This window comes from Paenibacillus sp. FSL R7-0272 (assembly GCF_037969905.1).
GTDB classification, from domain to species: domain Bacteria; phylum Bacillota; class Bacilli; order Paenibacillales; family Paenibacillaceae; genus Paenibacillus; species Paenibacillus polysaccharolyticus.
In genome coordinates this window covers 3,072,076-3,094,470 of sequence record NZ_CP150221.1, presented here as the reverse complement: position 1 = coordinate 3,094,470, position 22,395 = coordinate 3,072,076, and the positions used below count along the sequence as shown (strand labels likewise).

Here is a 22,395-nt window from a genome sequence, read left to right as displayed (position 1 = left end):
TTCATATTTTCACTTGTAACTGCTTATAGTATTTATCCCTGTTAGGACTTCTATAATCAGTCTACACCCTAGAGTAAACTCGAAGTCAAATCATGCCCGTTAAATCGTCTATCCTGAAAATTCACCATTGATCTTCATTCGCCATCAGGATGAACAAAAAAGCCGCCATTCGGCGGCTTTATCCATATACATATATTTAAATGTACTGAAACATTTAACCATTTCTATTTCTTTATTTCAGACGAATGTGGAAAACATCTCCGGCGTTACCTCCAAATACGATAAAGCCTTTCTTCGGAAGTTTCGTGGACTGTTCACCAGTCGCGATAGAGAACTGTAGCGCCTGACCTTGATCATCATAAACCGCATAACCGCCGTGCTTAGGAGAATCCACCGTTATCGTTTTTTCAGCTGATTTTCCGTCAATCGCATACCATCGAGCTTGACCGTTAGCTGGTATAGTCGCAATTCCTGATTTCCCACTGAAAATAGGCCGAATCGCCTTTTCCGAGATGTACTGCTGTCCGTTCTGCGTGAGAATCTCAGCATCTTTTTTCATCATTAATTCCAAGTCGAATGCATCTCGGCCATTCATGACTGGAATCTCCGCAACATTAACGGCATAATTGGCATCCTTGATTTGCGTCCCATTTACATAGCCATGCTCTGCGTTGACCTTAAAATTTTTAATAAGCTGTGATGGAACCAGGTAGAAGAGCGATGTGATTTTTTCGTCCAGCGCAAAATAGTTCACACCGTTCCGTGCAGCCCACTTCTCTTGGGTAACTGCATCCAGCTTGTTAGGCTCCAGCTTTTGATAATCGTACGTGCTCATGCCCATCTGTCCCAGTCCCGGCAAGCTAAGATATCCTTGGACTTTAACATAGGTCTTGGCATTCCGCTCCTTTACAAAACTCACCTTCACGCTTCCGTCCTTGCCGGTAAAATACCCGTCACCTGTATACACATACTTTTGTTCAGCAATTAGTCCGCCCAGCATAGCTGGTAAGGTGAATGCTCCGTCTTGAATATTAATCTCCGTTGTTGCACCAACGGTTCCATACAAACCGGAGTAATCTTTCAACTCAGCAGGCATCTCGGTCTGGACTGGGACAGAGAAGGTGCGATCCGGTTTAATGTTGTCAATAATGCCCTGTTCCTTCAGTACTTCCAGCAACACTTTAGAGGCAAACATCTGGTCAAAAACAGAAGATCCACCTGAAGATAACACAGCCATGGATATGCCGTGCTCTGGAATCGTAATTAATGAAGCGTGATACATGATCGTATCGCCGCCCTTGGTCAGTGCTTTAATGCCATACTCACTGAATGGAGCAAGTTCTACTGCATCCCAGCCGAGTCCGTAGTTGAACGAATTGATTTCGTCAGACACCCATATGCCTTTGCGATATTCTGGACTTTGCATCGCTTTAGCCGAAGCCTTGGATAGAAGATCCGGGCGGTTACCCATCAATACCTCAGCAAATTGCGTTAACTCCTCAGCCGTTGAATAAATGCCACCCGTACCGATGATATTGGCATTTTCAACAGGCATCTTTGATTTAAAAGTTGGCCAATAGGTTCCAGCTAATTTGTCTCTATTGAAAGAATCCAGTGGTGTCTTCGTAGAACCAAGTTGCAACGGCTTGCTGATAGACTGTTCCACATATTTACTGTAACTTTGCCCACTCACGCGCTCAACTAGAATCTCCAGCAATTGAAAGCCATCATTGCAATAAACGGAGTATTCCCCGGGTTTAGACTTGAGACGTTCGGCCTGAAGTTTGATCAGCAGTTCATCATGATTGCGTGTGTCGTTATCATCAAAAAGAATGCTGTTTCCATACTGCGAACCGTACAACCCGGATGAATGATTCATTAACATACGCGGTGTGATTTCTTTATAGCGGGGGTCTGCCATTTTGAAATCGGTAATATACGTAGTAAGTGGCTGGTCCAGGTCAACCTCACCAGAATCGACCAACATCATGACCGCAGTTGTCACCACCATTTTGCTTACGGAGCCTATACCGTACATGGTATCTTTGTCAACGGCTTTCTGGCTCGCCTTATCATGAAATCCAGCACCGTCAGATAAAATCATTTCACCTTTGTCCATAATCGCATATTGCATACTTGTGACGCCATAATTCTGAACCAGCATGTCAGCGAGTTGTTTAGCTTTCGCTTGGGTTGTCTGCTTTTCTGTCGCCTCAGCTTTAACATCTGCTACAGGCATGATGACAAGCATAAACGCACATAAAACCGTAATTATCCTTTTCATTCAGATTTCCTCCTTCAGATCGATATACTTGAATGAACTCATCATACCTGGCAAAGACGTGGCCTGCGGAAAAGAACCCCGAATGGAAAAAAACAACCCCTGAACGACAGTTCAGACGTTGTTTGTGTTGTAAGGAAGAACGACCATATTGTTAAAAGACCCTTGTCCTTGCTCAATGGTCATATGTCCTCCATATTTGCTACATATTCTGGATATATTGGTCAGGCCAAAACCATGAAATTCTGAATCCGTTTTGTCACTTTTCAGATCCGTTGCCGGTTGGGCGGTATGGTTCATAATCTGGATTACCAGAGCAGAAGCTGTAGAATGAATAGATACTACGATATAACGATCCTCGGCGACCCGTACTTTCTTGGATGCTTCAACAGCATTGTCTAGAATATTTCCGAGCACCACGCACAAATCATAACGCTCAATGCCTATGTGTTGAGAATGGAGATTGATGCGGGTATCGATTCGAATGCCGTTTGCCTGCCCGACGGTTAGCGTATTTGTAACGAGAGCATCAATGACCAGATTACCGCTATTCACACGTTGGTACGCATGCTCAATGGTGTTCATCGTAACATGCATATGCTCTGTTGCTGCCGCAAGTTCGTTACGTTTCACACACTCTTCGATATATAGAAACTGCTGATGGATATCGTGGATAATACTTTTAATGCTTTTGAAACTGTGCACGGTCTTCTCGTAGTTGGCATCCTGGTAATCCATCTGCCGCTGCAATTGTTCATTTTCATGAGCGAGATGCGCCTTCTCCACGATATTATCAAACACATACACAATAAATACGTTTAGAAAAAGGGAGCCTAGCACTGAAAAAATATAAAAGATATTTTTTTCGCTATATATTGAAATGACATTGATCTGGTACACCGTAATCGCAGTAACGATCAAAAATAAAAGATAAGACCTATGGTGCACCCTAAAGCTCCTGCGTTTGGCGATGAGATGAACAATGGGGATCACAACAAACATAATGCTGCATCCTAGCAGCAGAACTTTGGAGAACAACCATATCGCTTCCGGGCCATAGACAGGCACTTTCAGGTAGTCGATGCCGTCAATCACACTAAAAACGTAAACTGAAATGATATTCACCGTGGTTAACAGCGCTGCATACATAACCGTAAACATAATCTTCAGTTTTAATTCTACCCGGTAGGATTGTGCCAGAGTGAAGATAAAGATTAATGCAAGCAAGGTCGAAAGAAAAGAGGGTAATCGCGTAGCCAAATAAAAGAAATTGAGCAGGACAAACACAACAAAATAAATCGTTCTGCGAGGTTTACGTCTGGATTTGCCCAGCACAGCATCAAAGTAATAATTGGCTTGAAAGGTCATGAGCAGGGTCAACAAAATGACGGGTACTAGATGCAAAATATTCATTTTATTGAACCCTCATAATCATATATTTGGTATACGTATCCTTGACTTCTTTGATTTTGGAACGACCTATCGGCAGAGAGGTTCCATCCAGCATCGTGACTTGTGCCCCCGTGAACTTGTGTACATGCATTAGATTAATAAGCACGGATCGGTGAATTTGCATAAAACCATGCTCTGTCAGCGTTGCAGCATAAGCCGATAGAATACCTTTCGTTTCATAAGAGTTATCACGAGTAATTACCTTTAGTTTGTTTTTAACCGTGAGGCTTTTGATTACCTCAATCCATAAAATATCTTCATATTTCAACATCAAATCATCGTAATCCGATTTAATCACCAGATACTTTTTATCCATAGCTTGATAATAATGATGCAGTTTGACCAGCTTCTCTTCCAGCACAGCCTCTTGAATCGGTTTGATCAAATATTGGAACGTCATCACATCGAAACTTTGAACCATATACTCGGGATAACTGGTCAAAAACATGATCTGCACATCCATGATCTTGAGTTTTCTGATTTCCTGTGCCGTCTGTATGCCATTCAACCCACCCATCTCTACATCCAGAATAAGCAGGTGAAACGTCTCTCTCTGATCCTTATAATGAGCCAGGAGTTGTTCTCCTGAACTGAACATGGTGATATGAAACTCGATATTGGTTTTGAGCGAGAACGCTGTCAGCATATGTCTCATCAATTCTCGTTGCTGCTCGTCGTCGTCACATATCGCTACCTGATACATTTCATCCCGCCTTTCTCGAACACAAACCGTTTTTATTCATTCTAATATACTATCTTATCACGCTCAGATCGTTAAGCATGGATTGAAAAGCATTTACACTACCCTGAAATGCAGGCAAACGTAAAAAGAACAACGACGTGACCATGCGTCCTTGTTCCATTCTTTGGTTGTTTTTTGATCTTTCCACTTCCTTGGTTGTAAGCATCACCTTACTCTTGAACAAAAAAACGACTGACCAGGAGTGGTCAGTCTTGTTAATACCGCTAATATAGGATGAGTATATAAGTTCTTCAACCACAGCTATTCGATGAGTGCGGCCTTAATCAATGCATTTACCCTTGAGTTATAGAGCAATCCGATATGAGTTACCAGACTAACGGAAATATTGTTTGCCCCGTCCAGTCTGGATAAAAGAGGTGAAACAATGGTGTCGCTGGTGGAGTAGATTGAGGTAACTTTAATGCCGCTTGGTGCACTGTTCGTTGTCAACCGATTCGCCCCACCCAGCGTAATCAATTTATCCACCTTATCTATGCCTCCGCGGTTCAATATATAATACAGGCTGTTAGCTCCGCCCATGCTATGTGCAACGATATGAACTTTGGAATGTCCCGTTTGGCGAAGAACATCGTCCACAAATCGGCTGATCGCCGCAGAATTTAACAATTGATTCCCTGCTTTGCTCGGGAGATCAATGGCAAATAGCTCATTATTCGACCATCCTTCACCGCGCAGATACCTTTCGATTAAGGCAAAATTACTGTCTGAGCCTGTCAATCCATGAACAAAAACAATGGGTGTCCGCGCAGTGGCAGCAGAAGCTGTCGTACTCTGCCCAATTCCTGGTAAAGCAAAAATCGCACTCATCAAAACAATTAGCAGTGGTCTTAACCTTTTCAATCAGATCATCCTCCTGTGAAATGAGATACCCACATTTTACAATTTAAAAATTGTAAATAAAATGGTATTTTAGTCTCATTTAACCAATGGAGTATGATGTTTACTGCTAATTATTTTGTCGAAATACAGAGGTTCTCCTCTTCCAGCTTGGCTCATCGTACGACTCGGAGCACGAGACAACTATCCCTCTACAATATCCGCATGCAGCTGCGATGCCGCTTCCATCATAACCGGAACAATCGCTTCATTCGAAATAGCGACGTACAGTTCCCCCATATACAATCGGAATGGGTATTGTTGTCCTTCATGCTCCCACATAAAAAAGTCACCCTCAATGGTCATCGTGCTCTCCGCACCAACGATATTTAGCACTGTGGAGTAAGTAAACTCCGGCTTGGTAGCAAAATATGCGCTGCACTCTTCCAAAGAAATATGTTGTTCCGGATTGTTTTCCTGCATCGATCTCGTTATTTTAAAACGCTGGTTCATCTGGTTATGCCTCCAACTTCAAATTATTTTTTTCTTCATATCATAGAAACGTATTTTCTCATTTCGTTCTTGATGTGTCAAAACATACGTTCAAAAGTGCTTTAATACTCCATCTAACTTTCCTAATTTGGCTAGTCCTGAGCGCTCGTCCATGCGAATGTGACCTCATTGAATATAGTATTCTATCTGAATGTGAAGGAGGAATATCATATGACCCAACTACTTGATGCAAGGATATCGCTGAATGCAGCTACATTTAATTCCATTGCCATTCCTATTCCCGTCATTAATACACCTACATTATTTGCACAGATCGGGTTACTAACTGCTGGGGCAGGTCCTAATCCCAGAGTTTCTATGAAAGGAACGATTACAGTTCAGCTTCCACTCGCTCTCTTCCAAGTCCGAATTACGATTGTCCGTGGCACGGTTGCAACAGATCCTCTCATATATTCAGCCAATCACACGTATGGTCTGAACGGATTGCTTGTACCTGAAGTCATCATTTTTTCCGCCAATGATTATAATCCGCCTGTAACTCCGCAAATCACCTACACCGCTTTTATCAGTACCAATCTGCTTGGTACGGTCCGGGTAGGTCCTGAAAGCTTCGACGGATTTATCGTTTCGGATTAATGTTTAAGATTAACGCTTTAGATTAAGTTGTAGGTTAAGGTCTCGTATGTAATGCTTAGCGCCCCCAAACCTGTAATCTACATCTCTATTGTAGATTACAGATTTGGGGCCTTTATGTGTTCAGCTAATTTCCGAAATAAACATCCAGCTTGCCTGTCGGCGGTGTAGTAGCCATCCAGACGGCAGCCAGATTATCCGGAGCATATGTAGCTGCTGTAATATAGTCGCCGATTAGAACGGTTGGCACTGGGGAGACACCATTCGGATCAAAGGAGGTCGTTGTTAGGCGGCGATTACTGAAGCTTGCTCCGCCATCAAAGGACTCTGCAACGAATACGTCCAGCAGAAACCCGTCAATTCGATTGCTGTAATAGATTACCCGAATCGTTCCCGCGAATGGAGAAACGGTGATGGCCGGAAAAAAATTCTGCGTACCTGCTGGAGCGCTAGTAATACTTATCGGGTCTGACCAAAGCAACCCATCAGGAGATTCACATAGCAAAACATCGGTATACCCTGCGCGAGCGTCATTCCATACGGCATAAACGGTGCCGCTGTTAGGTCCATTAGAAATATCTGCGCCCAGACTAAGGTTCGTCTGGACTCGAAAATTATAATTTGGCACGGGCAACGGTGATGGAGCAGGCACTACCGAAGATATAAATGTGGACTGCCGTTCTATAGGCGGTTGATAATTGATTCCGCCATCATACGATATGCGTATCAATGCCGAAGGGCTGGCTGGCCCTGTAATGATATAACCTGCGTAGACTTCGCCGGAGAAGCCAACGGCCAAAGCTGCCCGGTCATGAATTCCACGAGGACTCGATTGTCGATCCGGGGGTTCCCACGAGATTCCTTGATCAACAGATCTTTGCGTAAAAATAGCAGAAGAAGTTGTGGCAAGCGGTGTATAACCTACATACGCATGGCCTCGATATGGGCTGCCAGGAGAACGATCTACAGCAATGAACGGTTCATCATTATGTACAATAGTTCCAAAACCTAGTTGTACAATTACAGGTGGTTGGAACGTGGCACCGTCATCAAATGAAGTATAACTGGCAATCGTACCGTCGTTGTTTCCGTTGAACAGATGTACAGTAACAATAAAAATGCTTGGAAACGTATAGTCAATCGTTGGTGCTTCCGCTCCAGAGTAACCTGCTGGTTGCGGAAGTATCGTTGTTGACCATGACACTCCACCGTCAATAGAGCGATAGAATCCCGTAAGTGTCGGCCCCGTACTCGTATCGACAGCCACGACACACATAATATCGGGATTCAATGTGTTAACCGCAATGGATGGTTCAAACTGGTTTCCTCCCAAAGCGCCGGTAATATTAACAACCGCCAATTTCATCACCTCTTTTTCTAAGGAATGTTCGTAAACCGGTCGATTAACGTCATTTCAGATTGAAGAATGCGCTGTATAATCTGACCCGTAGAATCAACGCCATAGACATGAATAACGGTGCTCGTTGCGCTAAAGAAATCACTTTGAACTTCAAAAAACGCAGCATTAATCAACGGATAGATGAAAGTCCTTGTGGCTTGCGGCAAGATTTCAACTAAATCATGACCAATAGGAACACGTGCCAGTTGTGCCGTGTCCCACCTGAAAACTTCCAGTTCAACATTAACAGGAGCATTCAACGAATCGTTAATACAAGTGACTATAATTTGTGTAGACTGTGTCGGGCCTGAAGCTGGATTGTAGATAAACCCTGTAGAGTTCGGCAAAGAGTCACACTCCTTCCACACCATATACTCCACTATACTTTCCACTAAGCTTGTGTTATGCAGATTCTATGTTTTCTTGTATTGGAACAATATGAAAATTTTGTTATGATAGATTTGCCAAATTTCATTAGTTTAGTAGATTTACGCCAAACCACAACGCCTGGAGGTACACCTATTTATGTTTATACAACGTACTGGAAAAATCGCTGTGGCAGCCGCCATGGTAATATCCATGATGGGCAGTATACCTGCAACTCAATCCCACAAACTTCAAGCAGCCCCTGCGATCTCTGTTCAATTGGATCATGTACCCTTAACCTTCGATGCAGCACCCCGGATTGATAAAGGAGTAACCTATGTTCCATTCCGGACGGTCGGAGAAGCACTCGGCATTGGTATTAGCTGGAACAACAAAACACAGACCATAACCGCGGTGAACACATCCAAAGGAAAAACAACGAAAGTTGTTCTTCAGGTTGGAAGCAAGACAGCTACTGTAAATGGAGAGAAAGTGAATCTCCCTGCCGCACCTGTGCAGCGGGAAGGACGTGTACTTATTCCGCTGAGTTCATTCAGTAGCCAATTCGATGTCCGTACAGGCTGGGATCAGGCTACACGAACCGTCTCTATGGTATCACCTCAACGTGAAATGCATCTCCGAGCGTTCTATGCCGTAAAAGCCTACCATGAAATCGATCTGTTACCTTCTATGAATTCGGTTGCTTTTGGATGGAGCCGCATTGACCGGGATGGTACGTTTACACTGGAAGGGAAAGAATATCAGGTTCCTGCTGCCGCGGGTGAAGTAACCCCTAAATCCATTGTAGCTGACGCGGCAAGTCAACAAATCCAGCCCAGTTTGATGGTGTATGCGCTGGATGGAAATGGCGAGTTAACTAAAGTACTGAGTGACAGCACTTTAAGGCAAAAATCCATTGAAGGCATTCAAGCAGCCATTCAGGAGTATGGCTTTGGTGGGGTTGTGCTTGATTTTGAGGGACTCGGCTTCAAACTGGACGCTGTAGAGCAACAACAATTGCTGAATCAGTATGTGAAACAGCTAAGGGAATCGCTACCTCAAGAGATTGCCATCTCTCTGGCTGTTCCTCCGCTCAATAGCGCCTACAAAGGGTATGATTACAAAACACTGGCTACACTGGCGGATGACCTTATCATTATGGCCTACCAATATAATCCTGCAGGAACCAAAGCTCAAGTTGCGGAGCCGAACAGTCTGGTCAATCAGGCAATTGCACTCGCACTCAAGGCAGGAGTACCCAAAGAAAAGATTTTGCTTGGCATCAACATCAATAGTGAGACACCTGCATCTGTCGGGGACAAGCTCGGACTTGCCAAGCGTTACAATCTGAAGGGTGCAGCCTTCTGGCGGCTTGGCCTATTCCGCACGTATAGCGCTGATATGCAATCTGTTGTGCAAGCATCGGTAATTAAGGAATAATAAAGCTACCTTCTCATAGCTATATTGAACTTCATAATCTAATTCAAAATAAGCAGGAAAAAGCACGCTCCTTGACTGACTGTACAAGGAACGTGCTTTTTTTGTATACTCCATCACCTTTTCTTTTCATTTCATCACCTTATCTATACCACCAAACAGTAGCTTGATGATCACACCCGGTCCCGGCAACTGGGGATCAAATAACAGGATCGTGCCAATAACCGCACTGATAGCACTGACTCCTGTTGTGATCATCCGGACTTTTTTTTCTTCGCTACGTTGCCATTCCACATAGATGATCGTTCCGGCTAACAAAAGAATACCTAGCATGGAAGCAATTTTCATGACTTATCACCTTCTGTCTATCATATCTCGTGTCCCCATTAGTGATGGCATTACTTCCACAGTTAATTGCTCATCTCCCCTGCTCATCCGGGATGCCCTGAGGCCCGGCAGATTTACCTGTACGTACAACCTGCGCATGTATCTGGAGATCTACATCCATGTCGGAGTAGATCTGCTCCCATCTCTTCTCCTGCTCCTTCCATTGTTTCGGATAATATCTGCGGAACTCCACCGCGAACTTAAACAGATCCGTTCGCATCTCTCGCTGGGATAACCGAAGGGCTGATGTAGCCATTTCTTTCAGTTGTGATGCCCAGGTTTCCTCCAGCTTTTTCAACACAGCAGGATCTGTGAGATTCCCGTTGGTTGTATTTAACACCACTTCTCCCCGTGTCTGTACATCCACCTTCATGCTCCACTGTGAACCCGAAATATTCGGCTTCAAAATCGTCTTCACTTCTAGCGGCTGGATCGAAAATGAACCTCTCTCCGGCTCTACATTTACAGGCATGATGATGTTGTTTAATTCATTAGCAAGCATTAAAATGCCAACGGTTAACGGTTCCTGTACACTCCGATTAAACCTATCGCCCTTATAAAGACTTAGTCCTTTGATATATGGCGTCGTTGTTAATTTATCCTGTCCCTCGTCAGGTGCAAGAGTCAACATACGGGACAAAATGACAGATTGGTTAGGGCCTTCAATGGATTGAGCGAGTTCCAGAACGGTTATCCGTGTACCTAGTTTCATATTGGCCATCTCACGCAAAGATTCCGCAGAGCTTCGTTCCAATGGGTCAAGCAAGGCAAGAATGTTTTTGGCAGGGTCAGGTGTTGAAAAAACATAAGCATGTTCCCTGATCTGGGGGTATCGAAGGAAAAAATCGATAAATTCGCGTATGCCTTTTTTTCCGGCGTCTTCGCTAATCACAATTACTTCGCAGTGTCCCCAAAACATATTTCTCGGCACTTTCCGTTGCAAGCGATTCAAAGCCTCTGCAATGGTATGACCTTCAGCCGATCGAGTTAGTGTTACCCCGCTTGGACTGCCTCCACTCCCCGTGCTGTCTCCTCCCCCAGCTTTACGGGGAATAAAGATCTGTGATGTCAGTTCGATCTGATCATTTTTGTAATCCACTCCGGTTGCCAGTACTATCGCGAGATCATTAATCTCAATCCGATCCCAGCATCCCGTGAGTAATGTGCAACAAAAACAGATAAGAAGCCAAGTATTGCATGCAGAGATCATTCTTTTTTTCATGGGATCAGTCATCCGTACGTTTTTTTCGCACATAAGCCCACCCCTTTTTCACCCAAGCTATCCCGTAAGTCACCCCTGGAAGAACAAGCAAAACGGCGATCGTATACAAATTGGCTGAAGGACTTACCAAACTGGATAACCCCGAACTGCTCGAAGCTACCCAAAACGAAAAAATCATACAGAGAAAGGAAAGCGGGCTCACTAGGGGCTTGTAATCCTTCAGACCGAACCATTCCGCTGTGGACGTCACAGATATATATAGAAATACGGAAACCTTCACAAACATACCAAAGATCCACACGGCAATTATGAGGGATTCAATATGTTGTAGAAAGTCTGCAATCGTAATGTACCGGGCAGCGATCATCACCGGGAAAACAAATGTATCGGTCAAATCTCCAATTAAAAAGAGACAAACCACATTAATAACGGTCATCACTATCGTTGTTGTCAATAAAGAGCCGAGCATCACACGAGCGGTTCTTTTTTGGCGATTTACATACGGCAGGAGAAAGGCAATTACGATATATTCACTGAACCAGGCGGCAGGAGCGAGCGCTCCTTTGACGGCAGGCATCGGCCCATTTTCCATAAAAGGAAACAATTCTGACGGGTGCAACTCCCCAATGAGCAGTACAAAGACAAGACCCAGCATAGCCATGACCAGTGTTACAAAAACCTGAGCTGTTCTTCCAACCACTTCTATGCCAAGTCTGACATTAATCGCACAAACGAGCATCATCGTGCCCATGATTACAAACATCGGTGTGCGCGGAAGTGCATTATTGGCGATAAACTCACCATATTCCCTTATAATCAGCCCGGTTAGATGAGGCATGAACAAAATATAAATAAGTCCGACTAGCTTGCCTGGAATGAGACCAGCCACGAGCACACTGGATTCAATGAGCGATTTTCCGGGGTACATCCGTGCTAGTCCAAGTGATATACCAATGGCGGCAAGTCCTATAACCGATCCAATAATGGGAGATAACCACATATCATGTCCGGCATAATGCATTGTAATACCAGGTACAGACAAGATCGCAGTGGCAATAACAGCCGGGAAGATCATGAACGCCAGCTGTGTCTCCGATATTCTTCCTTGGTCAGTTAACATGAATCTTCCCGCCCTCTCCTACATCCTTAATGCAATCTAATCCCTATCGCGGCTTGTTCCAAGGTGCTGGACGCCACCACAGATCCTTCAACCCTTTGGCATTCGTCGGTGCAACTGGAGACAGATACGGCGCACCAAATGAGCGAAGACTGCTCAAATGAATGACAATCAAAATGATGCCCAACATAACCCCGATTAAGCCCAGCGTTCCAGCCAAAAGCATAATGGGAAAACGAAGAAGTCGTGTCGATATGCTAGCAGAGTATCGAGGGATCATAAAGGACGCAATCCCTGTGATCGCAACGATAATAATCATCGGAGCGGAGACGATACCCGCCGTGGTTGCAGCTTGTCCAATGATCAGTGCGCCAACGATACTGACCGCGGAACCTACCTGTTTCGGCAGGCGAACACCGGCTTCCCGGAGCGCTTCAAAGGCGATTTCCATAATCAGTGCCTCTACAAGTGCGGGAAAAGGAATCTCCTCTCTGGCCCTAGCGATACTGAGTAGCAGCACTGTAGGGATCATCTCCTGGTGATAGGTCGTGATCGCGACATAAGCCGAAGGCAACAACAAGGACAAAACATAAAATACGTATCGCAGCCAGCGGAGGAATACGCTCATAAACACATATTGATAGTAATCTTCAGGCGACTGCAGCATGGAAAACAGCGTTACAGGAGCGACCAGTGTGAACGGTGTTCCGTCCACCAGTATCGCAAATCGCCCTTCCATCAGATTGGAGGCCACCACGTCCGGACGTTCTGTAGCAATCATTTGAGGAAAAGGAGAGAATCGCTGATCGATGATATCTTCCTCAATATACTGACTTTCCAGAATGTCCCGGACTCTTAACCGATCCAGTCGCTGCTCCACCTCTTTCACCAGTGAGGCATCAATGATACCTTCCACGTACGCAAGTGCAATGCTGGTATTGGAGCTTTCTCCAACGGTGCGTGTTCGGAATTTTAGTGCAGGTGTTTTGAGCCGTTTACGAACCAAAGAAAGATTCGTTGCGAGCGATTCAGTGAATCCGTCCCTTGCACCACGGACCGTTGATTCAGCTAGAGGCTCTTCTGTCGAACGATTAGCGGCTTTATATAGCGGATACGTTGTTGCGACATTGGAACCTTCCAGTAACAGAAGTGCTTCTCCTTCCAATATCGCTTCTGCGGCCTCTTTCGACGTTTCAACGGTTTTTACGGAAGATAAAGGAACCTGAGCAGCCTCCATGCCAATCTCCTGAACTGGCGTTAGCACCTGACGCTCAAGCCGCTCCGTATCACATAAACCCACACAATATACACATAGTGCCGAGGTGAAGCCCGCGGTCTCGAATGAATGAAATATCACATCGGAACAGTCCGTAAATACGGCGCGTAATGTCTCTTCATCAATGGCTAGATCGCCTGTTAAGGGCAAGTCCTGCTGCGTTTCTTGTTTTTCTTGATCTGATTGTCCTTCTTGATCCGATTGATCCTTACCTTTGTTCTCTTTGTTCTCTTTGTTCTCTTTGTTCTCTTTTTTCTCTTTCCCATTCTCATTCTCATTCTCTTTTGAATCCTGATCCGTATTTTTCTTCGCGTTTTGATCCTTATTCTGTTTTGATATTTCACTGTTTTCGCCGTTTTCTTTTTCTTGCTGATCTTGTTTTTGTTCTTTCTGTTCTTCTTTTGTATCCTGTTTCATATTTTGCTCGGTTGACTGCTCTGTTTCTTGCTTCGAACCCTGTTGTTCCGTGGTGCTTGTGCTTGAGTTGCTATTTGTACTTGAGTTCGTGTTTGAGTTCGTATTCGTGTTTGAGTTTGTTCCTGAGTTGGTATTTGTATTTTGACTGTTTTGACTCATGGGCTCCCCCCCTTTCCGCCGATTCGTCCAAGTATTCTCAGTAAAAGATATCATTTGCTTCCTTCACCAGAAATATGCAATCCGAACGACGAAAAGAGCCGCTCCGTGAGCGACTCTCTTCTAAACTAACATTTAACTGCCACTGCACAGATTGTGTGCAGTAGCTATCCTTTTACAGCACCCAGTGCAACGCTTCCGATAATCTGCTTCGAAAATACGGCGAACACAACAATAATCGGCAATATCGAAATCGCTACGCCCAGATACAACAATCCGTAATCCATACCGTAGTAGCCCTGAACGAGAGCGACCAAGACGGGTAGCGGATACTTATCTAAGGAGAAAAAGAGTACGAGTGGTGTCAGAAAGTTATTCCATGACCCGATAAAGGTGAAAATCCCCAGAGCCGAGATCGCTGGCCCAAGGATGGGCAGTACAATCTGATTAAACGTCCTGAACTCATTTGCACCGTCTACTCTTGACGACTCAATGATCTCATCCGGAATACTGCTTTCCATAAACTGTTTGATGAAAAATACGTTAAAGGCATTCGCCGCCGCGGGTAAAATAATCGCCGCATAACTGTCCAGCAGGCCAAGTGTACTGAACAACCGGTATACCCCGATTAGCGCCAGTTGACCCGGAACCATCATCGTGGCGAGCAGAAACAGAAACAATCCGGTGCGTCCTTTGAAGTTAAACTTGGCAAAACCATAAGCCGTTAAAGCACCGATATACAGCGACAGCACTGTAGAGCTGCCAGCGATAAAGAAACTGTTGGCAAAGCCACGCCAAATGTTGATTTTTGAAGCCATATTCACATAATTGTCTATCAGAAACGCACCCGGAAGAAACGTAAAGCTTGAAGCAATCGACGCATTGTTATGTGTAGAATAGATCAGCATCAGGTAAAACGGAATCACACACAATACAGCGAGGGCGATCAGAAACAGATAAATGAGGATTTTCCCCAATGTCAGCCGCTGACGAAGCGCATGATGTTGAACTACGGCTTCTCGCTGCGCGGCAACTTTAGCAGTTGGCATACAATCTCTCCCTCCCTATGAACGGCTCTTCCGTTTGGTCATGATGAAGGATGCAACCGATAACAGAATAATAATGATGAACAGACAAAATGCAATGGCAGCTCCATAACCAAAACGTGTACTTTGGAACGCTACGTTATATAGGTACATGATGCTGGTCATTGCCGCACGGTCCGGCCCTCCTGTACCATTGGTCAACGTAAACGGCTGGTCAAAAATCTGAATGCCCCCAATGATCGAGGTGATAATCTGAAACAATATAATGGGTTTGAGCATCGGCACGATGATGTGCAGGAAAATATGTTTTTTCTTGGCACCATCGATTTGTGCAGCTTCTTGTAGCGCTGGATCTATCCCTTGTAATCCAGCCAGATAGATGACCATTGAATAACCAAAGTACTGGAAGAACAGAATGGATGACACGATTAGCCGCATAAACCAAGGGTCATCTTTCCAATTGATCGGGTCTTGAATTATCCCTGTCTGCACGAGAAAATGATTCAGTCCACCCGACTGCCAATCAAAGATCAGACTGACAAGCAAACCGAGCGAAGCAGCCGTAACGATGTTAGGGAAGAAGTATACCGCCCGGAAAATATCCCGTCCTTTTAACAACTTGTCGTTCAAAATAAAAGCAAGTACAAGGGAGACCGTCAGTTGCGGTACTACCGATACCCCCCAAATGAAGAGTGTATTAAACAATGTTTTGTAGAAAAGCGGGTCTTGAAGCACAGCGACATAGTTACCGATCCCGACGAACTCAGGCGTGGTGATCCCGTCGAAATTCGTGAAACTGATATATAGCGAGTAGAGAATCGGATACAGTCCAAAGATGGCAAACACGATAAAAAAAGGAGCAATAAAGTAGTACCCGTAATGGTCTTTTCGAATTGTCTTGGCAAACATACGCTGTCCTCCAATCAATAATTGACCTAAAGCGAACCTACGATGGTTACACAAGCACTCCGATGACAGAAGATCTTTCAATCGCTGTTATCCCCGGATTTTTCTGATCCCTTTTTAAAGGAGAAAATCCAGTGATAAAAACGACCGCTTCGCTTTTCCAGCTTTCATCTGTCCTCTCCGTTGTTTGTGTAAACACTTAGTTAACTTCCTAGGTTCTGGAGTAGTAAACTTACTCTACCTCTAGTTCTGGGAACCTTAAGCGCACGTCACGTTTGATGCGTTTTACCACTTCTTCCTTCGTCTGAATATCGCCGTTTAGATACAACTGCAGCAAGTTTCGATAGATATCATTGCTGATGATACCGTCATATTTAGTGCGTTCATACACCGGAACCTGCTTGGCGGCCTCTGAGAAAAATTCAAAATGCTTTTGTCCACCCAGATAGGCTGAAGTCAGCGAGTCTGCAAGCTGGTCATTCACGACCATGTTACTCGTAAAGTAATCCTGCTCCTTGGCAAGTCCCGTCAGAAAATCGTGATTAAAGTTGTAAAATTCAATGAATTTCCAGGCGGCATCCTTCTGATCACTCTTGTTATACATCGCGATGTAAGTCCCTCCTGAACTGAAGGACGAAGGCCCGTGTGCCAAACCCCATAACCCTTCGGTATCGGGTGCGTTTGCTTTGAATGTAAACTGCAATCCCCAAGTCGCCGCAGGATAGAACATCACTTCACCTTTTTGCATGGACGCTGCATACCCTGCACTTCCATCCTCGTACTCACCAAGTACACGCCGCTCCCTTGCCTCACGCACCAGATCAAGCACCTTCATATACGTAGGATCAATGACGAGCTTCCCATCTTTCACCCAAGGAATGCCACCGTACGAGTTGGCTATCCCGTTCCAGTTCGCCAGTGCATGTACCTTGTTGCCACTTTGTTCTTGTACCTTTTCTCCGATAGCAAAAATCTTCTCCCATGTATCAATCTGGGCGCTGACTTTCTCTGGATCATCGGTACCCAGATATTCCTTCGCCAGATCACGGCGATAATAGATGCCACCAGGTGTACCTTGATATCCAATGGCGCGAACGTTCCCCTCACTATCCTGCTCATTAGCCTGAACAAAAGGGTACTGCTCCTTAATTAACTCGTTTGCATTGTATGGTGCAGCTGATAAATTTTCCAAATATGGTACATCAATGAGTTCCCGGATATTTGCATTTTCAATCATAAACACGTCGGGTGCTTTGGAACTGGTCTGAAGTGCTGATTTGAGCTTGGTCAGGTAAAAGTTGCCTGGAATATTAACGAAATTCACTTTGATATCTGGATACTTCTCTTCAAATTTCTCAATCGCATAGCCTGCCTCATCCGTAAAACTCCAGACGGTAATCTCCTGTTGCTTCGCTTGATTGGATGCACCTGTCTGGCAACCGACGAGCAAGAGTACTGAACTTGCAAGCAGCGTGACCGGTACAACAAACCGCTTAAACCATCTCTTCATAAAAGTACCCTCCCTAAAAAGGAAACGCTTACAATTTATTTGAGTATAAGAATTTGAGCGGTGGCTTTCTCCACAAATATTGTCAATCATCCTTGATATTTTGCGATATTGGAACGATGACGTTTGCGAAATTCGGACGGCGTGCAGTTATTGTATTTTTTAAAAAGACGATTATAGGAGTTCACATTGTTGAATCCGTGACTGATCGCAATCTCCAAAATGGATTCCTGACGAAACAAAAGCGCCCACTCCGACTTAATAATGCGAAAATGATTCAAATATTCCATTAACGTTATGCCCTTGATTTCTTTGAATAGTTTGCAGATATGGAACTTACTGAACTTCATATGTTCTGCCACCTGCTCCAGCTTAATCGGCTCGGCATAGTGCTCTTCCAAATACTCGCATACGGATTCGAGAAACTCGAACTTTTTGGAAGATACGCAAGGCCAGCATGGCGACGAATCCGTTTGTGAAGCCGGGGGTGTGGTACGTAGTAACAAGACGATTAGATCATATAACCGAGATACCATAATCCAGCGGTAACCGGGTTTCTGATTTGTTTTCTCCACGGCAATCGCATCAATATAAGGACCGGGGTTGGACTGACTGCCCGACGGAATGATGGACGTTTGATTCAAAAGTGTTCCCAGCTCTTGCATCTCCGCTTCACTCGTGAAGCTCCCGGTTAACAATTCAAGCCGAAACAGCAAAATCGTCAGCCGTCCGGTGCCTGGCATAAAATAATGCACGTCCCCCGGCTTGATTAGAACCATATCCCCTTGGTTCAGTTCAAAAATTTGCTCATTTACACCGATTCGTGCATGTTTTCCAGTCACGATAACAAGTTCCACTTCATCATGCCAATGTGCCGCATAATTGAATTCTGCACCTGTATAAATTAACCGAATGGGAAACCCTTCGGCCATGTGACCTGTTTCGAGAAAAGTAGGTACGCCCATGTCATTTGCCTCCTCTTTTTTCCATATACATCTGCCTCATGTGTCTATACTTATGCCTGAATGTACTTCCCCGTTTCTCATATTCTATCTAAAATAGGACCAAACATCCAAATTTCTGATCTCAATGGTTAGGGAGATTGAACATAAGCATGTTAATATATGCTAAGGAAATCCAAAGAAATCGGAGTGGTCAAACATGAAATTCAGCGATTTTAAAATAGGACAGCGTTACGAAACCGGATCGGTTCTCTTAACGAGGGAGGAAATCATTCGTTTTGCCGAACTTTACGATCCGCAATATATGCATCTGGATGAGGACAAAGCAAAAAAAGGACGCTTCGGAGATCTGATTGCATCGGGTATGCAGACCCTGAATGTCACGTTCCGACTATGGATCGATGTTGGCGTGTATGGTGAGCATATTATCGCTGGCACTGGTATGAACCATATTCAATTTTTGAAACCTGTCTATCCAGGGGATGAACTTCACGTTATCGCTGAAGTCACCGAACTTCGTCCGAGACGAACCGGGAATGGCACGGTGACGGTATTGCTCAGTACATATAACCAAAAGGGTCAGAATGTATTTCGGGCAGAATTGAGTGCGCTGGTGGACAATTAAAAGGCTAAAAAAAGAGTCGTCTACTCGGTAAAATGTTTGTACCCTACAAACAACCGAATAGTGACGACTCCCTGGTCAACCTATAGCAATTCCCTTTAAAAGCAACTTAACCGCTTTGACATGCAGAGCTGCGTATTCATCCCCGCTTAGATTTGGCTTAGTTAAGCAGAGTTGGGTTGCTCCAGCCAAGGTTGACATGACCCCAAAGCTCAATGTTTCGATGTCTTCATTCATAAAAATACCTTGATTAATCCCCGTCTGCAACACCTGCCTAATTGCAGTATAGGCTACTTCTGTGATCTCCTTTAATGTAGTCAATGACTCGGATTCGCTATAAAGTGTTCTGGAATACTCTTCAAGCGCCTGGATTAATGGACTTTCACAGTCTCTTCCGAATAAATCAGCCATTTCAAGCAGCTGTTCGCTGGGAGACGAAGTATGCTCCATCAAACGAAGCCATTTTTGTGACATTTGTTCAGTATGCTGAGTAAGCAGCTGGAGAAACAGTACCTCTTTATTTTTAAAGTGATGGTATAAGTTTCCTTTGCTCATCTGTGTCAATGCACATAAGTCATCCATAGTAGCTCGGTCATAGCCTTTTTCGATAAATAACTGTTTAGCATGGTTTAAAATGATTGTTTTAGCTTCCTCTGCTGGCAATCTTCTTCTGGTCATGAGTCCTCCCGAAACCTTATGAACGGTTCCTTTTATGCTTGAATAATTGAAAAGCAACATATGAGATAACGATAACAAAAATCCCAAAGAATGCAAATGGCATGTCTAATGTGTGGCGGTATACAACATTTTGCAGACCCATGTTTTCCAAAGTCGACGTTCCATATCCCCAGATGGATGTATTAAAAAGATTCGTGGCAAAATGAATACCGATGGGAGCAGCTAGACCATTCGTATGGTAAGCTACGATTCCCAAAAAGAGCGCTACCAGCAAATAATACAGAGGTCCAAAAACCCCGTAATGCAGCATTTCGGGGTTAAACCCATGGAGCAGAGCAAAAATCAGGGAAGTGACCAAGATAGACCAGAATGCACCGCCTCTTAATGATCTGAACATACGGTACATATAACCTCGAAATAAAATCTCTTCAGCAGCACTTTGAAACAAAACCAAAGAAGCAGTTACTACGAGTACACCTAACCACGGAAGCGGATCAAAATTAAGCGTAAAAGCTTGAGGATGCAAAGCGATATCGACAAGTAAATACAGGATAAGCGCAGTGAAGTACCATGCAAAATAAATAGCAAACTTGCGGATATCAGGTCTTTTACCTTCAAACAAAAATGTTATAAACGGGATTTTAAAGAAATACCTGGTGATCATGTAAACGCCGAGAATCAGGAAAGAAAAAGACAAATATAGTGTGATCAATTGAGGTAATCCAGAACGGGTAGCAGGAATCAGAGTATTTACTAAATGAAACCATAATATAGTACCACCCTGCCAAATGATCAAAATAAGTACGAAGCCTGCTACGGATTTTAAACTTAAAGGTATCGGCGGTTGAAGGCCATAATTCCTTTTCATGATACACATCCATCTCTTATTGTATTTACCGACTATATAGTCGGTAAATACAATATATATAGCTACGTAGACTTCTGTCAACATTGAACAAGATTTTAATATTTGCTGTCATGCAGATAAATATTCGGTTATGAAATGCTGTACCAGACTTATAACCTCTATCTTCGCTTGTTATGCGAACCAACTAGTAATGACTGGCTAATCTAATCATACAAAAAGCCGCCCCCGAGGGCGGCTTCCGTTATTTATTCAATGGTTTTAGGAAAATGAGTTCCTTAACACTTGTCCAAGGATCTCCACACCTTTAACAATTTGCTCGTCTGACGGTGTTGAGAAATTCAATCGAATGGCATTGCACGGATCTTGCTCATTCACGAGGAACGCATTTCCTGGTACTACAGCTACACCTTGCGCAGCAGCAGTTTTGGCATAATCCACCATCGGTACATGAGCAGGCAGATCACACCATAGGAATAATCCGCCATCTGGACGAGTATAGGTCACAGCATCGCCTAGATGCTCTTGTAGCTTGTCCATCATCAGTGTAGCCTTTCGGAGGTAGACATCACGAATAAGATTGATATGCCCTGCATAATCATACTCCGTCATAAAACGATGAGCCAGAATCTGCGGAAGCATCGCTGTATGTACGTCTTCCCCCTGCTTGGCTACAACCATCTTCTCCACGACTTCATGCGGCGCCTGTACAAAGCCAACTCGCAGTCCGGCCGACAAAATTTTGGAGAACGATCCGACATAGATGACCAAGCCGTCTTCGTCCATAGACTTAATCGTTGGCACATCCTCACCCTTAAATCGAAGCTCCCCGTATGGATTATCCTCCAGAATCATAACACCATACTTCTTAGCCAGTGCATAGATTGCTTGGCGCTTCTCCAGACTGGTGGTTACACCTGTAGGATTTTGGAAACTAGGAATAACATAGATCATTTTTACATTCGGCTCGGTTTGCAGCGCATGCTCCAGTTTATCAATGTCCATACCGTCCGTCTCCATCGGAACCCCTGCCAGCTTCGCACCGGAAGCACGGAAGGAATTCAGAGAACCGATAAAGCTGGGACTTTCGCAGATAATTGTATCGCCTTCATTACACAGCACTTTACACGCAAGCTCAATCCCCTGTTGTGCCCCTGACACGATAAAAAGTTGATCGGACGGCTTACCTGTGTTGAAATTCTGCTCAAGGTGCCGCTGGAGTGCTTCACGAAGTGGTACATATCCTTCCGTGATGCCATATTGCAACGCTGTAACCGGGTCTTGTTCCAGAATCGACTGGGTGAAGGTACGAATCGCTTCAATCGGGAACGTTTCTGGCGCAGGATTGCCTGCTGAGAATGGGATTACATTTTGACCTGAAGAAGCTTTCAAAATCTCACGAATAATAGACGGTTGCAGTGATGCAATCCGGTTGGAAAAGGTATAATTCATCTTTACTAACATCCTCTCGGCTCTAATCTATCTGAGTTCTAGCTCTAATGATACATTAGACTCTATTATACGAGCATTTTTCAATTTGCCAAAGAGTCCTGCTCCTTTTTCATACAAAATGT

Annotated in this window: 21 protein-coding genes; 3 read left to right on the top strand and 18 right to left on the bottom strand. The window is 44.3% G+C overall.

Going from position 1 to position 22,395, the window contains the following annotated elements:
• Positions 1-232: 232 nt before the first annotated feature.
• From MKY23_RS13715 to MKY23_RS13695, 5 genes are all read right to left on the bottom strand, one after another.
• Entirely contained in the window at positions 233-2,284 is a 2,052-nt protein-coding gene (locus MKY23_RS13715; protein WP_339838879.1) for a serine hydrolase domain-containing protein, read from the bottom strand.
• Between the two features lie 111 nt (positions 2,285-2,395).
• Complete coding sequence (locus MKY23_RS13710) at positions 2,396-3,694, bottom strand: GHKL domain-containing protein (RefSeq protein ID WP_339838876.1); 1,299 nt, start codon at positions 3,692-3,694, stop codon at positions 2,396-2,398.
• 1 nt (position 3,695) lies between these two features.
• Entirely contained in the window at positions 3,696-4,436 is a 741-nt protein-coding gene (locus tag MKY23_RS13705; protein ID WP_154889243.1) for a LytTR family DNA-binding domain-containing protein, read from the bottom strand.
• Positions 4,437-4,736: 300 nt separating this feature from the next.
• Positions 4,737-5,303 (bottom strand): alpha/beta fold hydrolase, encoded by a 567-nt coding sequence (locus tag MKY23_RS13700; RefSeq protein WP_339839421.1) that lies wholly within the window; start codon positions 5,301-5,303, stop codon positions 4,737-4,739.
• Positions 5,304-5,516: 213 nt separating this feature from the next.
• Positions 5,517-5,825: a hypothetical protein gene (locus tag MKY23_RS13695; RefSeq protein WP_251503395.1), complete on the bottom strand. Its 309-nt coding sequence runs from the start codon at positions 5,823-5,825 to the stop codon at positions 5,517-5,519.
• Positions 5,826-6,035: 210 nt separating this feature from the next.
• Between MKY23_RS13695 and MKY23_RS13690 the strand changes: the two genes are divergently transcribed.
• Positions 6,036-6,461 (top strand): hypothetical protein, encoded by a 426-nt coding sequence (locus MKY23_RS13690; protein WP_090915789.1) that lies wholly within the window; start codon positions 6,036-6,038, stop codon positions 6,459-6,461.
• Between the two features lie 124 nt (positions 6,462-6,585).
• Here MKY23_RS13690 and MKY23_RS13685 read toward each other — a convergent pair whose 3' ends face one another.
• Positions 6,586-7,818: an exo-alpha-sialidase gene (locus MKY23_RS13685; protein WP_339838865.1), complete on the bottom strand. Its 1,233-nt coding sequence runs from the start codon at positions 7,816-7,818 to the stop codon at positions 6,586-6,588.
• 17 nt (positions 7,819-7,835) lie between these two features.
• On the bottom strand, positions 7,836-8,204 hold the full coding sequence (locus tag MKY23_RS13680) for a hypothetical protein (protein ID WP_339838862.1): 369 nt from the start codon (positions 8,202-8,204) through the stop codon (positions 7,836-7,838).
• A 178-nt stretch (positions 8,205-8,382) separates the two neighbouring features.
• Here MKY23_RS13680 and MKY23_RS13675 point away from each other — a divergent pair, with 178 nt between their 5' ends.
• Positions 8,383-9,663: a stalk domain-containing protein gene (locus MKY23_RS13675; protein WP_339838859.1), complete on the top strand. Its 1,281-nt coding sequence runs from the start codon at positions 8,383-8,385 to the stop codon at positions 9,661-9,663.
• 126 nt (positions 9,664-9,789) lie between these two features.
• Here MKY23_RS13675 and MKY23_RS13670 read toward each other — a convergent pair whose 3' ends face one another.
• The 8 genes from MKY23_RS13670 to MKY23_RS13635 form a co-directional block, all read right to left on the bottom strand.
• Entirely contained in the window at positions 9,790-10,008 is a 219-nt protein-coding gene (locus MKY23_RS13670) for a hypothetical protein (protein WP_154958645.1), read from the bottom strand.
• Between the two features lie 70 nt (positions 10,009-10,078).
• Entirely contained in the window at positions 10,079-11,281 is a 1,203-nt protein-coding gene (locus MKY23_RS13665) for a Ger(x)C family spore germination protein (RefSeq protein ID WP_339838854.1), read from the bottom strand.
• The gene (locus tag MKY23_RS13660; RefSeq protein ID WP_339838851.1) at positions 11,274-12,389 is read right to left on the bottom strand and encodes an endospore germination permease; all 1,116 of its coding nucleotides are present in this window, start codon (positions 12,387-12,389) and stop codon (positions 11,274-11,276) included. Before MKY23_RS13660 ends, MKY23_RS13665 begins: the two co-directional genes overlap by 8 nt.
• A gap of 43 nt (positions 12,390-12,432) precedes the next feature.
• Entirely contained in the window at positions 12,433-14,238 is a 1,806-nt protein-coding gene (locus tag MKY23_RS13655) for a spore germination protein (RefSeq protein WP_339838848.1), read from the bottom strand.
• A gap of 164 nt (positions 14,239-14,402) precedes the next feature.
• Complete coding sequence (locus MKY23_RS13650; protein WP_251503388.1) at positions 14,403-15,284, bottom strand: carbohydrate ABC transporter permease; 882 nt, start codon at positions 15,282-15,284, stop codon at positions 14,403-14,405.
• A 15-nt stretch (positions 15,285-15,299) separates the two neighbouring features.
• A complete protein-coding gene (locus MKY23_RS13645; protein WP_154889262.1) occupies positions 15,300-16,190 on the bottom strand; it encodes a sugar ABC transporter permease in 891 nt (296 codons plus the stop codon).
• A 229-nt stretch (positions 16,191-16,419) separates the two neighbouring features.
• On the bottom strand, positions 16,420-17,697 hold the full coding sequence (locus MKY23_RS13640) for an extracellular solute-binding protein (protein ID WP_339838841.1): 1,278 nt from the start codon (positions 17,695-17,697) through the stop codon (positions 16,420-16,422).
• An 86-nt stretch (positions 17,698-17,783) separates the two neighbouring features.
• On the bottom strand, positions 17,784-18,659 hold the full coding sequence (locus tag MKY23_RS13635) for an AraC family transcriptional regulator (protein WP_090915779.1): 876 nt from the start codon (positions 18,657-18,659) through the stop codon (positions 17,784-17,786).
• Positions 18,660-18,855: 196 nt separating this feature from the next.
• On the opposite strand from MKY23_RS13635, the gene MKY23_RS13630 reads away from it, so the two are divergent.
• A complete protein-coding gene (locus tag MKY23_RS13630) occupies positions 18,856-19,281 on the top strand; it encodes a MaoC family dehydratase (protein ID WP_339838838.1) in 426 nt (141 codons plus the stop codon).
• 75 nt (positions 19,282-19,356) lie between these two features.
• Here the strand turns inward: MKY23_RS13630 and MKY23_RS13625 are convergent, their stop codons facing one another.
• From MKY23_RS13625 to MKY23_RS13615, 3 genes are all read right to left on the bottom strand, one after another.
• Positions 19,357-19,956, bottom strand: coding sequence for a TetR/AcrR family transcriptional regulator (locus MKY23_RS13625; RefSeq protein WP_339838835.1), 600 nt, complete (start codon positions 19,954-19,956; stop codon positions 19,357-19,359).
• 16 nt (positions 19,957-19,972) lie between these two features.
• The gene (locus MKY23_RS13620; RefSeq protein WP_339838832.1) at positions 19,973-20,824 is read right to left on the bottom strand and encodes a CPBP family intramembrane glutamic endopeptidase; all 852 of its coding nucleotides are present in this window, start codon (positions 20,822-20,824) and stop codon (positions 19,973-19,975) included.
• Positions 20,825-21,082: 258 nt separating this feature from the next.
• Positions 21,083-22,273 (bottom strand): PLP-dependent aminotransferase family protein, encoded by a 1,191-nt coding sequence (locus tag MKY23_RS13615; protein ID WP_339838829.1) that lies wholly within the window; start codon positions 22,271-22,273, stop codon positions 21,083-21,085.
• Positions 22,274-22,395 lie beyond the last annotated feature (122 nt).